This is a genomic window from Streptomyces sp. NEAU-174 (assembly GCF_052665095.1).
Window position 1 is genome coordinate 222,271 of sequence record NZ_JBQTCE010000002.1, and the last position, 14,478, is coordinate 236,748.

A 14,478-nucleotide genomic window follows, 5' to 3' on the forward strand; every position below is an offset into this window, starting at 1 on the left:
TCGAGACCCGGCCGAGCCCCCGCCGAGACCGTCCGTTGCGGTTCCGAAGATCTTCGCTGAGGAGGATGGCGCCGACCCGCGCGAAACCTCGCGGCCGGGATCGACGGAGGAGCAATCGGCATGGCAGGTCCCCTGACGGCACTACGCGTACGGTTCACACCGGACTCGGAGCAGACGCCGCGGGACACCAGACCCCCGGGCCGACGGCGCGGAGCGAGAGGAAGCGGGAGGCGGAAGCGGACCGGCATCCGGCGGTTCTTCACCTGGCGGAAGCTGCTCGCCTACGTGGCCGCCCTGTGCGCCCTGCTGATCGGGGCGTTCACGGTGCTCTACTACTCGATCGACATCCCCAAGGCCAACGCCCAGGCGAAGGCGCAGAGCAACGTCTACAAGTTCAGCGACGGCTCGATCCTCGCCCGCACCGGTGAGATCAACCGCGAGATGGTCACCCTCGACCGGGTGCCCACGGGTGTCCAGCACGCGTTCGTGGCGGCCGAGAACAAGTCCTTCTACAAGGACTCGGGCGTGGACCCGATGGGCATCCTGCGGGGGCTGGTCAACACCGTGACGGGCAAGGGCACTCAGGGCGGCTCGACCATCACCCAGCAGTACGTCAAGAACTACTACCTGAGCCAGGAGCAGACCGCCACCCGCAAGATCAAGGAGCTGGTGATCTCCCTCAAGGTCGATCAGCGCAACTCCAAGGAGGACATCCTCGCGGGGTATCTGAACACCAGCTACTTCGGCCGCGTCGCCTATGGCGTCCAGGCCGCCGCCCGCGCGTACTACGACAAGGACGTGGACGACCTCACCGTCGAGCAGGGCGCCTACCTCGCGGCGCTGGTGCAGGCCCCGAGCCAGTACGACTGGGCCGTCGCGAGCCCCAAGGCGAAGCGCCTGGTCACCCGGCGCTGGAACTACGTCCTGGACAACATGGTCGACATGCACTGGCTGGACCCCGCGGAGCGGAAGCGGATGCGCTTCCCCGTGCCGGTGGCCCCCGAGCCCGCCCCCGGTCTCGGCGGCCAGGCCGGGTATCTCGTGGACGCGGCCCGCAATGAGCTGATCGCCTCCGGCGTCGGCGAACAGGAACTCGCCGCGGGCGGCTGGACCATCACCCTCAACGTCGACCCGGCCAAACAGCGGGCGCTGGAGGAGACGATGCACCAGGGGCTCGACGGCTCCGCCAAGGGCGAGCGGGGCCGCGCGGACGCGGCCGCCACCCAGGGCGGCGCGGTTTCGGTGGACCCGAGGAACGGGCGGATCGTCGCGCTCTACGGCGGCCGGGACTACACCCGGCACTATCTGTCCAACGCGACCCGCGGCGACTACCAGGTGGGCCCCGTCTTCGAACCGGTCAGCGCCGCCGCGTCCCTGGACGCCAAGATGCGGGGCGGGGCCACCGCCGGCGGACTGCCGGAGGTCAAGCGCACCGCCGGGGCGCTGGGCATGGACACCGACGGCGGCGGCTTCGCCACCAAGGAGTCGGTCGGGCTGGGGCTGATGGGCTCGAGCCCGCTGAGGATGGCCGGTGTCTACGCCTCGTTCGACCACGGGGGCAAGCGGGTCACCCCGAGCATCGTGAAGTCCGCCCGGCGCGGCGACGAGACGGCCGGGCCGCCGAAGGCGGTGGGCGACCAGGCGATCGCCCCCGCGGCCGCCCAGCTGATCACCCGGAGCCTCATCGAGAACGGCGGGGCGAGCGCGGTACGCGCCGTCAAACGGCCCTCGGCGGGCAAGGGCGGGGTCTCCGACGACAAGAGGGCCGCCTGGTACGTCGGTTACACCCCGGACCTGGTCACCGCGGTCGCCCTCTTCGGCGAGGACGCCAAGAAGCGGAAGCAGATCCCCCTGCGGAACGCCCGTGTCCAGCGGGTCGCCGACCTCTGGAGCGACTACACCGGCCGGGCGCTGGGCGACGCGCCCCCGGCCTGGTTCGACTTCGGCCCCGGGTCGGGGACGGTTCCGGTCCCGGCCGAGACGGCGCCTATCGCACGGTGAGGGCGGCGCCGAGGCCACCGGCGAGGGCCGCGGCCCCGAGCAGGCAGGTCAGCAGCAGCCGGCGGCGCAGCGTGCGGTAGACCTCCTGGTACTCCGCCCGCAGCTCCTCGCAGCGCCGCACCACCGTGCGCAGGGTCTGCTCGGTGACGGCCAGCTGGTCCTGGACGTAGACCCGCTCGACCTCCGCCCGCTGGGCGGAGGTCAGCCAGTCGAGCCGGCCGGTGAGGCGGCGGGCCCGCTCCCGGGCCGCGTCCCGCTCGCCCTGGAGCAGCAGGTAGCCCTCGATCTGGTTGATTCCGGCGGCGATACCGGGGGGCTCGGCGGCTCTGGCCATACTCACGCCACACTCTCCTTCTGGCCGACATCGGGATGGTGCAGATCGAACGCGGGGGATTCGGAACGGATCTTCGGCAGGCTGACGAAGTTATGGCGCGGCGGCGGGCAGGAGGTCGCCCATTCCAGCGAACGTCCATAGCCCCAGGGATCGTCGGTGACGACCTTCTCGCCGTACTTGGCAGTCTTCCAGACGTTGTAGAGGAACGGCAGGAACGACAGGCCGAGGACGAAGGAGCTGATGGTCGAGATGGTGTTCAGGGTGGTGAAGCCGTCGGCCGCCAGGTAGTCGGGAATTCTGCGCAGCATTCCCTCGGCGCCCAGCCAGTGCTGCACCAGGAACGTGCCGTGGAAGCCCAGGAAGAGGGTCCAGAAGGTGATCTTTCCCAGTCGTTCGTCCAGCATCTTGCCGGTGAACTTGGGCCACCAGAAGTGGAATCCGGCGAACATGGCGAAGACCACGGTACCGAAGATGACGTAGTGGAAGTGGGCGACCACGAAGTAGGTGTCCGAGACGTGGAAGTCCATCGGCGGCGAAGCCAGGATCACACCGGTCAGACCGCCGAAGACGAAGGTGATGAGGAAGCCGACCGACCAGAGCATCGGGGTCTCGAAGCTCAGCGACCCCTTCCACATCGTGCCGATCCAGTTGAAGAACTTGATACCGGTCGGCACCGCGATGAGGAACGTCATGAACGAGAAGAACGGCAGTAGCACTCCGCCGGTGACATACATGTGGTGGGCCCACACCGTCACCGAGAGACCGGCGATCGAAATGGTCGCGGCGATCAGGGAGATGTAACCGAACATCGGCTTCCGGGAGAAGACCGGAATGACCTCGGAAATGATGCCGAAGAACGGCAGCGCGATGATGTACACCTCTGGATGGCCGAAGAACCAGAAGAGGTGTTGCCAGAGCAGCGCTCCGCCATTGGCCGCGTCGAAGACATGCGCCCCGAATTTACGGTCCGCCTCCAGGGCGAACAGTGCGGCGGCCAGCACCGGGAAGGCGAGCAGGACCAGCACCGCGGTCAGCAGCACGTTCCAGGTGAAGATGGGCATGCGGAACATCGTCATGCCCGGAGCGCGCATGCAGATGATCGTGGTGATGAAGTTGACCGCACCGAGGATCGTGCCGAAGCCGGAGAGGGCCAGACCCATGATCCACATGTCCGCGCCGATACCCGGCGAACGGACCGCGTCCGACAGCGGGGAGTAGGCGAACCAGCCGAAGTCGGCCGCGCCCTGCGGGGTCAGGAACCCGCCCACCGCGATCAGCGAGCCGAAGAGGTACAGCCAGTACGCGAACATGTTCAGCCGCGGGAACGCCACATCGGGCGCACCGATCTGGAGCGGCATGATCCAGTTCGTGAAGCCCGCGAACAGCGGGGTGGCGAACATCAGCAGCATGATCGTGCCATGCATGGTGAACGCCTGGTTGAACTGCTCGTTCGACATGATCTGGATACCCGGGCGGGCCAGCTCGGCGCGCATCAGCAGCGCCATCACCCCGCCGATGCAGAAGAAGGCGAACGAGGTGATCAGGTAGAGCGTGCCGATCGTCTTGTGATCGGTGGTGGTCAGCCATTTCACGGCCGTGGCCCCCGGCCCGGGGCGGCGCGACGGCGGGGCGGCCGGCGCCGCCGCGACAACGGTGTTGTTCCTCATGACCGCTAGGTGTCCGGCACCCCGTGGATCATCACTCCGGCGGCCGGTCGGAATTGCCCGCCGCGATGTGTGATGATCCGCGGTGTGCCGGACACCTTCGGATCATGAGCACCGACGACGCCTTCGACGCCGCCTACCGTGAGCATTACTGGGCGGTCAGCCGTTTTGTGGCACGGCGGCTGGACGACCAGGCATGGGACGTCGAGGAAGTGGTCGCCGAGGTCTTCGCGGTGGCCTGGCGGCGCCGGGCCGAACTGCCCGAGTCACCGCTGCCGTGGCTGTACGGAGTGGCCCGGCACTGTCTGGCCAACACCGTGCGCGGCAAGGGCCGTTACCGCAGACTGCTGCTCAAACTGGGCCACCACGAGGTGACGCGCGGCGGTCGTACCGTGGCCAGCCCGGACGCCGAGCGGCCGGGCTCCTGGGTGCTGGAGGCGCTGGCCCGGCTCGCCGAGGCCGACCAGGAGGTGCTCCGGCTGACGGCGTGGGAGGAGCTGACCGTCGAGGAGCTCGGCACCGTGCTGGGGTGCGGCCGGTCCGCCGCGGCGATGCGGCTGCACCGGGCGCGGCGGCGGCTGCGGGAGCAGATAGAGACCCTGCGCCGGGACGACCGGATCTCACTGGGGTGCACGAGCGGCAAGGGCGACAGGGCCCGGAGCGCTGACAGGGCCGACAAGGATGGACAGCCATGACCGACGAACTGGATCTGCTTCGCGAGGCCAACCCCGTGTCCGCCGACACCGGCCCCTGGCGGGACCGGCCGCTGGACGCGCGGGCCGAGCTGCTGCTGGGGCGGCTGCCGTCCCGGGACCGGCGGCGCCGTACCGTCCGGCGGCGCGCGATCTGGAGCCTGGGCGCCGCGGCGGCCGCGACGGTCGTCGCCCTGGCGCTGACCGTCTCGGGCACCGGCTCCTCCCCCGCCGTGGCCGCGCCCAGGCCGCTGCCGCTGGTGGCGCATGTCTCCCGGGCGGACGTATCGCTCGCCGAGATCGCCCGGCGGGCGCGGGCGGCGGCCGAGGAGTCCCCGGGGAGGAGCGAGCGGGGCAGCCACTACCAGAGCTGGGCGCTGAGCATGAAGTCGGGCGAGGACGCGGTGACGCTGCCCCGGGAGTGGCTGACCCGCTGGAACGCGGACGGCAGCGGATCCACGCTGGAGGTGGCCACCGATCCGCGCCATCCGGGCCGCCCGGTGATCGAGGACGGTCCCCCGCCGCGTACGGTCCACGACGGCAAGGTGCTGAGCGAGGCGCACTATCCACCGGGTATCAACGGCGCCAACCAGAGCTACTTCGAGGACCCCCCGGCCGGTGCCTCCGCGCTGCGCGAGTATCTCGCCGTCTGGTCCCCGGGCGCCGACCGCGACCCGGAAGAGCTGCTCTCGGCCATCGGGTCCTTCCGCACGGTGTGGATCCCGGGACCGCGCCAGCGGGCGGACATCGTCACCCTGCTCTCCGGGATCGAGGGGCTCCGCCCGGCGGGCAGGGTCACCGACCGGCTCGGCCGGGAGGGGCAGGGTTTCCGGTTCACCGGCACCCCCGGGGGCCGTTATCTGATCGTCCTCGACCCGGACGACGGCAGCGTGCTGGACATCGAGGAGACCTTCACCCGGGACGATCCCGAGTACCGGGTGAAGGCGGGCGATGTGATGTCCTACACGGCCTACATCTCCTGACCACCGGCCTATATCTCCTGACCACCGGCCACGGCGGGAGGGGCGGGCGGGACGCGGGGGCGCGGCCGGCCCGGTCGGCCGTCAGTCGTCCTCCCGCTGGCAGTGCGGGCACCACAGACTCGTCCGCCCGGAGATCCGGCCGCGGCGCAGCGGATTGCCGCAGCGGGGACAGTGCGGATCCGGATCGTCGCGCCGCCCGGTGAGCCAGTCCGGGTCGTCCGGCACCCGCCCCGCCCGCACCGAGGCGCGCAGCACCTCGCGCAGCGCGCTGTGCAGCCCATCGCGCTCGCCGTCGGTCAGCGCGTTCACCGGCCGCTGCGGATGGATCCGGGCGTGCCACAGGATCTCGTCGCCGAGCAGATTGCCGAGTCCGGCGATCACGGCCTGGTCGGTCAGGGTGGCCTTGACGCGTCCGCGCCGCCCCTCCAGCAGCCGGTCCAGCTCGGCCCGGCTCAGCGAGAGCGCGTCCGGGCCCTGGTCGCCGATGATCCGGTCGATGTCGTCGTCGGTGGCGGCGAGCCAGATGCCCTTGAGTTTGCGCTGGTCCTCGTAGCCGAGGCGGTGGCCGTCGTCGAGGTCGAAGGCGACGCGCTGGAACCGGCCGGCCGGTTCGGAGTCCGCCCCGCAGACCAGCCGCCCGGTCATGCCGAAGTGGAGCACGACGGTGGGCCCGTCGGTGGGGGCGATCAGCCACTTGCCATGGCGGCGCGGTGCCGCGAAGCGGCGGCCCTTGAGGTCGCGCTTCAGCCGCTGCGCGGTCACCCCGTGCAGCACCCCCGGGTCGGCCACCTCCGCCCGCTCGACGCGGCGGCCCTGGGCGCAGGAGGCGAGCGTCCGCCGGAACCCCTCGACATCCGGAAGTTCGGGCATAGCGTCAGGCTACGCCCGGGGCTTCCGTCGCGCGCTGTGGAGAGCGCCCCCGTTCGGGGGTCTTCATCGGATAAAGTACCCAATTATGCGATTCATGCGCGCCACCCCTGGGGTGAGCGGTCGCAGCCAGACCCTGTTCGCGATCACACGGTGTCTGCCGTTCCTGGTCCTGGCGGCGGTACTCGGCATCGAGCTCTCCCCCGCGCACACCCTCTACACCGGCCCCCTGCTCTCCCCGGCGCCGGCGCTGGCGGCGGTGACCATGGGGCCGGTCGGCACCGGCGGGGTGGCGGTCCTGGCGGGCGTGGTCAGCGCGATCACCGCCATCCACAACGACGCCTGGGGCACCCCGCAGCTGTACACCAATCTGCTGGCCCTGCTGGTGGTGGCGGTGGCGAGCGTGGCGACCTGCGCGGTGCGGGTGCGCCGGGACCGCGAACTGGCCCATATCCGCCGGATCGCCGAGGTGTCCCAGAACGTGGTGCTGCGGCCGCTGCCCGCCCGGATGGGCGTGGTGAACACCGCCAGCGTCTATCTGGCGGCCGAGCGCGGTGCGCAGATCGGCGGGGACCTCTACGAGGCGATGTGCACCCGCTACGGAGTGCGGCTGATCGTCGGCGATGTGCGGGGAAAAGGGCTGGCCGCGGTGCGGTCCGCCGCGGCCGTCGTGGGCGCCTTCCGGGAGGCGGTGCACTACGAGCAGGACCTCGCCGAGGTGATGCACCGCTGTGCGGCCGCGCTGGCGCGCGAGTACGAGCTGCTGGACCGCTCCCAGCTACAGGATCCGCGGGAGCTGGATGAGCAGTTCGTCACCGTGCTCCTCGCCCAAGTGGTGACGGACGATTCGCTGGTGCAGCTGGTCAACCGCGGCCATCCGCCGCCCCTGGTGATGCACGAGGGCGAGGTGCGCTCCCTGGACCCGGCGCGCCCGCTGCCGCCGCTCGGCCTCGAGGAGTTCCTCGGCCCTCCCGCGATCGGCGTCGAGACCTTTCCGTTCCTGCCCGGTGACCGGCTGTTGCTGCACACCGACGGGGTGATCGAGGCCCGCAACGACTGCGACGAGTTCTTTCCGCTGCACCGGGCCATGGAGACGCTGGACTGCGCCACCCCGTCCGAGTACCTGGACGGGCTGCGCCACGCCCTGGTCCGGCACACCGAGGGACGGCTGACGGACGACGCGGCCATGGTCCTCATCGAGCGGGACACCGGCGGCGCGGACCGGCCGTTCCGCTGAGCCGGTTGAGCCGGTTGAGCCACCTGTGAGGCCGTTGTGCCAAGGCGCCGTACATCCGCCGTACGGTCGGCCGGTGTTGGCCGCTCCGGCATGGGTTGACGCCCTCGCGGAGCGCGACGACACTGTCAGGGACGGTCACGATTGTCAGCGCCCACCGTGCGGAACCCCCGCTCAGGTGGGTCATCGGCCCCGGCTCGTTGACAGGCAACCCTTCTCCCGCGACGGGGTGCCCCCGGGTGACGACCAGGTTCCGTCGGCGTGGACGGGACAAGCGCGGTCTCGCTGCCCCGCGAGCCCCCGATGATGGGATCGGTGGAGATGCCCAGGACCGACAGCCACGGGGACGGCGTCCGCCGGCGTCCCCGTCCGTTGTCCCCGCTCCGCCGGCTCCGCCTCCTGACCAGACGGCTGCACATCGATCTGCTGCGCATCTGTAGCGCCTCCAGTCCAGCTCTCTGAGTCGGCCCGAGTCGACACGGTCACCGAGCGCGGTCCCGCGCGCCGGGGTCGGGTGTGTCCCGGCCCCGCCCGGCGGGTGCCCCGCGCGGGCTTCCCCTCCGTCGTGCCACCGGCGCCGCCCTCGACCGGCGGTGGCCGGGGCTTCCGTCACTGCCTTGGAGAGCCATGTCCGAGACGTTTCCGGTCAGTTCAGGTCCTGCCGCTCTTCTCGACCCCGACCCCTGCTCACCCCGCCCCCGGATCGCCCCGCCCGCGCCCCCGCACCGCTTCCGCAGCCGCATCGGCGTCGACCTCGCCGGTGGCTTCTATCCGGTGCCGCATCGCTATCGGCTCTACCTCTCCGCGAACTGTCCGCTCTCACTGCGCGTCTCCATCACCCTCGATCTGCTCGGGCTGCGGGACACCGTGGCCACCACCCTCGTCGGGCTCCCGCAGGACACCCCCGAGGCGTACGCCGCGCTCCGCGGGGCCTACGAGGCCACCTGGCACCGCTACAGCGGACCGGTGGACGCGCCCGCGCTGTGCGACGGCTGGACCGGACGTGTCGTCAGCAATCACACGCCCGACATCCTGCGCGACCTCGCCGGCCATCTGAGCGACGACAGCGGGACCGGACGCCCCCGGCTGCGCCCGGCGGCCCTCGCCACGGACATCGACGCCCTCCGGGACCTGCTCGACGCGGACATCACCGACGCCGCCCGGCAGGCCGGGACGGCCGCCGAGGCGGAGTGCCGGGACGCGGCGCTGGAGAGGCTGCTGACCGCCCTCGGCCGGCTCGACCGCGGGCTGACGGCCGCGCCGTACGCCCTGGGCGAGGAGCTGACCGCCGCCGATGTGGACCTGTGGGTGGCCCTGGTCCAACTCGACACCGAGCACCGGCCCCTGCTGGACGCCGACGCGGCCGACCGGGTCTCCCGCCATGGGCGGCTGCGCGCCTACGTGCGGCGGCTGCACGCCCACCCGGCGTTCCACACCACGCTTCCGGAGGCCGGCCTGGCCGAGGCGCCTTGAGAGGGGGTCGTGCTCCGAGAGGGAGGCATGTGGGTTGATGAGCGATTTGCCGTCACCTGAATGTGTCGGACTGCGGCATCCCCGCCGGTCGGCGGGGATGGGCGTGCTGGGCTGAACACCGTGAGCGAACGCAAGCCCTACCAGACGCACTGATCGAGCCGGTGATCGCCGCGCGGCAGGCCGCACACCAATCGGTCAGCGGCCACCAGGGCCGGTACGAGATGCGGGAGATCGTCGATGCGCTCCTCTACCAGGGCCGCACCGGCTGCCAGTGGGACCTGCTTCCGCACGACCTGCCGCCGCGTGGCGCGGTGATGTACTACCTCACCAAGTTGGGAATGCGCGGCGGAAGGCGGATCCGCGCCGCTGCGTGCGCGGCAGGTGTGCGAGGCGATGGACCTGGAGATCGCCCCCACACCAAGCGCATCTCATGCTGCATTATTCCTATCGTGGACGCGCGAGGCGACGACGGGAGGGCTCGATGCAGGTCGGCATCACGGTTGAGTCGATGGGCAAGGAGGAGGTACTCCTCGACCTGTATCGGTGGCTTCGGGAGGATCAGGACATTCTCCGGCAAGACCATGTCAGTCTGGGTTCCGCGGTGCCGTCCGCCGGCACCATGGGTGCCGTCGAGATCATCAACCTCGTCGTCGGGCATGGTTTGACGGCGCTGAACGTGGCCTTGGCCTACGCGGCCTGGCGCGGCGCGCGTCCTACCGCTCCCGCCGTTACGGTGACGTTCCCCGGTGGTTCCCTCACCCTGCACGATGCGTCGCAGGAGACGATCCAGCGTGTCGTCGAGCAGCTGACCGCGGCAGCTTCGCGAACCACCACCTCCGGCCCTGAGACAGATCCCCGCCCCGCTGGGGAGGGGCAGGACGGCGGCAGCAGTCTTCCGAACGGCAGTCGATGAGCCTGCCGGACCCCGCACGGTCGTGGGCGGTGATTGTCGGCTTCCCCTCTTACGACACCTTGGACGACCTGCCGGCTGTCGCCAACAACGTGCGAAGGCTTCAGGAGATCCTCACCTCTCCTCATTCGTGGAACCTGCCCGCAGAGCACTGCTTGGTCCTTCCTCCTCCGTCCGGGCCCGATGCCCCCACAGTCTCGCGCGATGACGTGCTGGACGCGCTCCATACGGCGGCTACTGCCGCCGAAGACGCGCTGCTGGTGTACTTCGCAGGGCACGGGCTGCTTTCGGAGTCCGGGGAGCTTCATCTCGCGGTGCCTCGGTCCGACCACAGGCGTCTGTATCGCGCGGTCCACTACGAACGCGTTCGGCACGAACTCGTGACCAACTGCCGTGCCCGCAGCCGACTCGTCATCCTCGACTGCTGTTACAGCGGCAGCGCGCTGAAGGGCTATATGGGCGCCGACGACGTGGTAGCGAACAGGGCCCGGGTCGAGGGCACTTACATCATGACGTCCGCCGCCAAGACCGCTCCGGCCCTGGCGCCTCCCGGCGAGACGTACACCGCCTTCACCGGCGAGTTGCTGGCGGCCTTGGAGGCAGGCGTCCCTGGGGCCTCGGAGTTGTTGCGCACGGATGAGGTCTTCCAGCACGTGCGCAGAAGGCTTGCGAATGCCCGACCGCGCCGCCCCATTCCGCAGCAGCGCGCTCGAAACGACGGGCACTCCATCGCGCTCGCCCACAATCGTTGGACGCCACCGCCACCGCCACCGCCAGCATCGCCGGCCCTGCCCGTGGCCCCCGCCGATACACCGGGGCGGCGGCGCAGGCAGCGGCCGACGCTCACACGGGTACAAGCCCGAGTGATCGGTGCGGTAGCGGCCACGGCACTGCTCACGGCCGGACTCGGCAGTGATCGCCCGAAGCTCAGCTGCGACGTGCGGCTCACCCGGGTGGGTGATGAATGTGTCGGCGTCTCTGATGGTTCGATCGTCTTCACCCCTGAACTGGACCAGACTTCCAAGCGCATCTCCGCGGAGAACCACGCAGCAGCGGAGAAGCCGCACGTGACGATCGCCCTACTGACCCCGATGACAGCCCCTGATGAGCAGGGCCGGCGAAGGATCCTCGAACAGGTTCAGGGCGCCTATATGGCCCAGCACAGCGCCAACAGGAGCGAACTCGTCCCTGCGATCCGTCTTGTCCTGGCACAGCCCGGCAGGACGGAAGGAGGGTGGCGCCGACTGGCTGGTCAGCTCCTGGACATGGTGGATGATCCCCGCTATGGCCTACGAGCCGTCGTGGGATTCGACGCCGGAGACAAGCACATCGCCGATGCCGTGAGATTCCTGGCCTCCCGTGGAGTGCCTACGGTGGGAGGGAGCTACACGCCGGAGCCGCCCTCCGGCGCTTCTGAAGCGTCGCCCTACACGGCCTGGACCTCGCCCAGTGCGGGCGACCAACTGCGGGCGTTGGCGTCGTTCTCGACGTCACCAAAACGCGAGGAACGACTTCTGGTTGAGGACCAGCGCCGCGGCGACCCCTATGTGGAAGGGTTGCGGGAAGCCTACAAGGCCCAGGAGCCACTGCCGCGTCGGCTCACCTACGACTCGTCGTCCGCTCGAGCCCCCGTCAGCTCCTCTACGTTCCGTGACATGGTGGACAGCATCTGCTCCCCGAAGGCTGGTATCAAAGAGATCTTCTTCGCGGGGCGGCCTGCGCATTTACGGCTGTTTTTGTCCGCACTCACGGATCGCGCATGCCGAAAAGACCCGAACGTGACGGTAGTCAGCGGCAGCGACACCACCGAGCTAGCCCATGAGCGGGAGCTGCTCCGGAAACTGCGGGGCCAATCCATCACGGTGCGGTATACCGCTGCCGCTCATCCAGACATGTGGGCCAAGACGGCGCCCCAGGAGGGCACTGAAGCGCAGAGGACGGACGCGAGAAGAGCGATGAACGACGCGCTGCGGCAGGCGAAGGAGATCGGAGCCCCCGACCTGGCCGATGGGGAGACGATCACCGTCCATGACTCGGCCCTGACCGCGATCGCAGCGATCCACGCATCGGCGCCCGCATCCTCTTCGCTGCCCAGCACCTCGGATGTCGGAATCGTGTTGCGTAGGCTTCATGGCCGGATGGCCGTCCGTGGGGCAAGCGGCTGGATCTGCCCCGACGACCAGGGCTACCCCTACAACAAAGCCGTCGCCGTGCTCACACTCGACGGGAAGAGCGCCCTCCCGCGCCTGAACGGCGTTGCCTGGCCCGAGGGGAAGCCAACGGGATGCCTCCCGCCCCGCACGGGGTGAGGCCGGACGGTGCCAGCGGGGCGACACGTGCCCTGGCTCTGTTGCGCGGACCCCGACCGGCGGGTCCGCCACGCGGACGCCCCCCACACACGAGTTCGGCGACGCCCACAGAACAGGCTGGCCACCGAGGCGCCCACTCGGCAAATCGCCCGTTATCCCACACATCGCACCCCGAGAGGGCGTCGTGAGGCTCGGTTCAGGACAGCGCGGCCCGGGCGTCGCCGAACTCGCCCATCGCCTCGGCCACGATGGCCTCCAGACGGGCGTGGTGGGCACCGCGCCAGTACACCCGCTCACAGACCGTGCAGCGCGCGAAGACCTCGTAGGTGCGCCGGGTGCCGTGCTGGAGCCGCTCCCGGACCGTCTCCTTGTCGGCGTCCTCCAGCGGCCCGTTGCAGGCGGTGCAGCGGGTCCAGGGCGCCAGGCTCGGGGTGAACCGGCCGAGGACGTCGCGCAGCTGCTCATCGGGGCGGTCGCTGTAGACGTACGCCCCGGCCCACAGCTCGCGGCGGCGCAGCAGCCCCCGGTCGCGGGAGAGCAGCACCCGGCGCTGGGCGGCGGAGCGCGCGGCCAGCTCGGGGTCGCCGATGTCCTCGCTCTCGTACGCGGCGTCCACGCCCAGCAGCCGCAGCCGCCGCGCGAGGGTGCCCAGGTGCACATCGAGCAGGAAGCGCAGCGGCGCGCCCGGCACCCGCTGGGGGCGGACGACCGGCTGGACCTCCACGGCCTCCCCCGCGCCCGGCACCCGCGAGACGGCGGCCTCCTCGCCGTTCACCAGCACCCTTCCCACCTCGGTGAGCGGCACCCCGAGCGACTCGACCACATGGCCGAGGGTGGAGACGCCGTCGGTGACGACGGCGGTCCAGGGGCGGCGCCGCTCGGGGACGGCGAAGAAGCGCAGCTCGGGAGCGAGGCTGACGTGGATCTCGGGTCCGTTCACACCGCCAGCATGCCAGGCGCCCCCGGCCCGGGGCGACGGCGTTCCGGGGGTCAGGCGGTGGCGGAAACGCGCCGCGGTCCGGGCGGCGGCCTGGTCGTGGCCCCTCGTCACCTGGCGCAGCTCCTGACCGGGTGGCCGTCCCGGGGAGGAGCGTGCGGGCCGGGGCGTCACCGGGGCGGTTCGGCCGCCTTGGCCCGGTCGCGGCGCCGCTTGCGGCGCCAGGCCACCATCCGCAGATAGTCCTCGTGCAGCACCCGCCCGACGAGCGCACCGCCGAAGACCACGTAGCCGACGCCGACCAGCCAGGACTGGACGACCAGGACGGTGCCGACCGGGCCGTAGGAGACCGTGCTGGAGGCGATCAGCGGGGAGAACACCAGCTGGGAGAAGACCCGCAGCCCCAGCAGCCCGATGCTGGTGGCCAGCGCACCGGGCAGCAGGGCGCCCCAGCTGATCCGCCCGCCGAGCAGCAGATACTGCGACCACCAGAAGAACAGCAGCGTGCCCAGCACCGCCACCAGTACCCGGGAGAAGCCGGGGGCCAGATGGGCGGAGAGCAGCAGATAGCAGATCAGCACCACGAGCCACACCAGATGGCGCCAGACGGTGTGCCAGCGGCCGGCCGGCAACTCCCACACCTTCTCGTAGCCCACCTGGAGCACCGTGCCGAAGCGCAGTCCGAAGATGGCCAGCGTGGCCAGACCGAAGGCGGTGGTGGACTCCAGCGCCTGCTTGGGCGGGGAGAACAGCCGCTGCACCTCGTCCCGTGAGGTCGAGGTGAGCCCGAGGCCCTCGGCCAGCCACTGGGCGAAGCCGAGCCGGTTCACCGGATCGGCCGCGGCGACCACGATCAGCAGCGGCACCAGGGTGAGAAAGCCCAGGGCGGCGAAGCCCATCGCGCGGTGCAGCAGCTCGAATTCGCTGCCCCGGCGCCATCCGCGTCCGATCGCGGACCGGTCGAACGCGTCCTCAAGCCGCTGCCACCAGGGCCAGGACCTGGGCCCTCGGGAGGAGCCGGACGCGGACCGATTCTCGGACATACCCACTCCCCTACTCGCGCCACCGGCTCGA

The 14,478-nt window shown here is 70.6% G+C and carries 12 protein-coding genes, 1 pseudogene and 1 riboswitch; of the genes and pseudogenes, 8 read left to right on the top strand and 5 right to left on the bottom strand.

All coding sequences use genetic code 11. The features are described from left to right. Window positions 1–120: 120 nt before the first annotated feature. Entirely contained in the window at window positions 121–2,001 is a 1,881-nt protein-coding gene (locus ACT2CW_RS05900) for a transglycosylase domain-containing protein (protein WP_445515786.1), read from the top strand. On the opposite strand, the gene ACT2CW_RS05905 is transcribed toward ACT2CW_RS05900, so the two are convergent. Both ACT2CW_RS05905 and ctaD read right to left on the bottom strand, forming a co-directional pair. Next, window positions 1,988–2,335: a hypothetical protein gene (locus tag ACT2CW_RS05905; RefSeq protein WP_199334891.1), complete on the bottom strand. Its 348-nt coding sequence runs from the start codon at window positions 2,333–2,335 to the stop codon at window positions 1,988–1,990. The genes ACT2CW_RS05900 and ACT2CW_RS05905 overlap by 14 nt on opposite strands. 2 nt (window positions 2,336–2,337) lie before the next feature. After that, window positions 2,338–4,002: an aa3-type cytochrome oxidase subunit I gene (gene ctaD, locus ACT2CW_RS05910; protein WP_445515787.1), complete on the bottom strand. Its 1,665-nt coding sequence runs from the start codon at window positions 4,000–4,002 to the stop codon at window positions 2,338–2,340. Between the two features lie 104 nt (window positions 4,003–4,106). Here ctaD and ACT2CW_RS05915 point away from each other — a divergent pair, with 104 nt between their 5' ends. Both ACT2CW_RS05915 and ACT2CW_RS05920 read left to right on the top strand, forming a co-directional pair. Then, the gene (locus tag ACT2CW_RS05915; RefSeq protein ID WP_164430764.1) at window positions 4,107–4,694 is read left to right on the top strand and encodes an RNA polymerase sigma factor; all 588 of its coding nucleotides are present in this window, start codon (window positions 4,107–4,109) and stop codon (window positions 4,692–4,694) included. Beyond that, entirely contained in the window at window positions 4,691–5,674 is a 984-nt protein-coding gene (locus ACT2CW_RS05920) for a CU044_5270 family protein (RefSeq protein ID WP_445515788.1), read from the top strand. The genes ACT2CW_RS05915 and ACT2CW_RS05920 overlap by 4 nt, the downstream gene beginning before the upstream one ends. 81 nt (window positions 5,675–5,755) lie before the next feature. On the opposite strand, the gene ACT2CW_RS05925 is transcribed toward ACT2CW_RS05920, so the two are convergent. Then, complete coding sequence (locus ACT2CW_RS05925) at window positions 5,756–6,544, bottom strand: Fpg/Nei family DNA glycosylase (protein ID WP_445515789.1); 789 nt, start codon at window positions 6,542–6,544, stop codon at window positions 5,756–5,758. A gap of 85 nt (window positions 6,545–6,629) precedes the next feature. On the opposite strand from ACT2CW_RS05925, the gene ACT2CW_RS05930 reads away from it, so the two are divergent. The 5 genes and pseudogenes from ACT2CW_RS05930 to ACT2CW_RS05950 all read left to right on the top strand — a co-directional run bounded on the left by ACT2CW_RS05930 (window position 6,630) and on the right by ACT2CW_RS05950 (window position 12,467). Next, a complete protein-coding gene (locus tag ACT2CW_RS05930) occupies window positions 6,630–7,778 on the top strand; it encodes a PP2C family protein-serine/threonine phosphatase (protein WP_445515790.1) in 1,149 nt (382 codons plus the stop codon). A gap of 133 nt (window positions 7,779–7,911) precedes the next feature. Beyond that, window positions 7,912–8,058: riboswitch (SAM riboswitch) on the top strand. A 344-nt stretch (window positions 8,059–8,402) separates the two neighbouring features. Further along, complete coding sequence (locus ACT2CW_RS05935; protein ID WP_445515791.1) at window positions 8,403–9,248, top strand: glutathione S-transferase C-terminal domain-containing protein; 846 nt, start codon at window positions 8,403–8,405, stop codon at window positions 9,246–9,248. Between the two features lie 120 nt (window positions 9,249–9,368). After that, window positions 9,369–9,571 (top strand): annotated as a pseudogene (locus tag ACT2CW_RS05940) (transposase); the annotation flags it as partial. A 158-nt stretch (window positions 9,572–9,729) separates the two neighbouring features. Further along, complete coding sequence (locus tag ACT2CW_RS05945; RefSeq protein ID WP_445515792.1) at window positions 9,730–10,161, top strand: effector-associated constant component EACC1; 432 nt, start codon at window positions 9,730–9,732, stop codon at window positions 10,159–10,161. Continuing rightward, window positions 10,158–12,467, top strand: a complete 2,310-nt coding sequence (locus ACT2CW_RS05950; protein WP_445515793.1) for a caspase, EACC1-associated type — start codon at window positions 10,158–10,160, stop codon at window positions 12,465–12,467. The genes ACT2CW_RS05945 and ACT2CW_RS05950 overlap by 4 nt, the downstream gene beginning before the upstream one ends. A 196-nt stretch (window positions 12,468–12,663) precedes the next feature. On the opposite strand, the gene ACT2CW_RS05955 is transcribed toward ACT2CW_RS05950, so the two are convergent. After that, window positions 12,664–13,407: a Mut7-C RNAse domain-containing protein gene (locus ACT2CW_RS05955; RefSeq protein WP_445515794.1), complete on the bottom strand. Its 744-nt coding sequence runs from the start codon at window positions 13,405–13,407 to the stop codon at window positions 12,664–12,666. 167 nt (window positions 13,408–13,574) lie between these two features. Beyond that, on the bottom strand, window positions 13,575–14,447 hold the full coding sequence (locus ACT2CW_RS05960) for a YihY/virulence factor BrkB family protein (RefSeq protein ID WP_164430773.1): 873 nt from the start codon (window positions 14,445–14,447) through the stop codon (window positions 13,575–13,577). Between the last annotated feature and the right edge of the window lie 31 nt (window positions 14,448–14,478).

Excerpts from the sequence above, each read along its gene's own strand:
- ACT2CW_RS05930 (WP_445515790.1), top strand. The coding sequence starts at position 6,630 with ATGCGATTCATGCGCGCCACCCCTGGGGTGAGCGGTCGCAGCCAGACC.
- ACT2CW_RS05915 (WP_164430764.1), top strand. The coding sequence starts at position 4,107 with ATGAGCACCGACGACGCCTTCGACGCCGCCTACCGTGAGCATTACTGG.
- ctaD (WP_445515787.1), bottom strand. The coding sequence starts at position 4,002 with ATGAGGAACAACACCGTTGTCGCGGCGGCGCCGGCCGCCCCGCCGTCG.
- ACT2CW_RS05945 (WP_445515792.1), top strand. The coding sequence starts at position 9,730 with ATGCAGGTCGGCATCACGGTTGAGTCGATGGGCAAGGAGGAGGTACTC.
- ACT2CW_RS05900 (WP_445515786.1), top strand. The coding sequence starts at position 121 with ATGGCAGGTCCCCTGACGGCACTACGCGTACGGTTCACACCGGACTCG.
- ACT2CW_RS05920 (WP_445515788.1), top strand. The coding sequence starts at position 4,691 with ATGACCGACGAACTGGATCTGCTTCGCGAGGCCAACCCCGTGTCCGCC.
- ACT2CW_RS05950 (WP_445515793.1), top strand. The coding sequence starts at position 10,158 with ATGAGCCTGCCGGACCCCGCACGGTCGTGGGCGGTGATTGTCGGCTTC.
- ACT2CW_RS05905 (WP_199334891.1), bottom strand. The coding sequence starts at position 2,335 with ATGGCCAGAGCCGCCGAGCCCCCCGGTATCGCCGCCGGAATCAACCAG.
- ACT2CW_RS05960 (WP_164430773.1), bottom strand. The coding sequence starts at position 14,447 with ATGTCCGAGAATCGGTCCGCGTCCGGCTCCTCCCGAGGGCCCAGGTCC.
- ACT2CW_RS05935 (WP_445515791.1), top strand. The coding sequence starts at position 8,403 with ATGTCCGAGACGTTTCCGGTCAGTTCAGGTCCTGCCGCTCTTCTCGAC.
- ACT2CW_RS05925 (WP_445515789.1), bottom strand. The coding sequence starts at position 6,544 with ATGCCCGAACTTCCGGATGTCGAGGGGTTCCGGCGGACGCTCGCCTCC.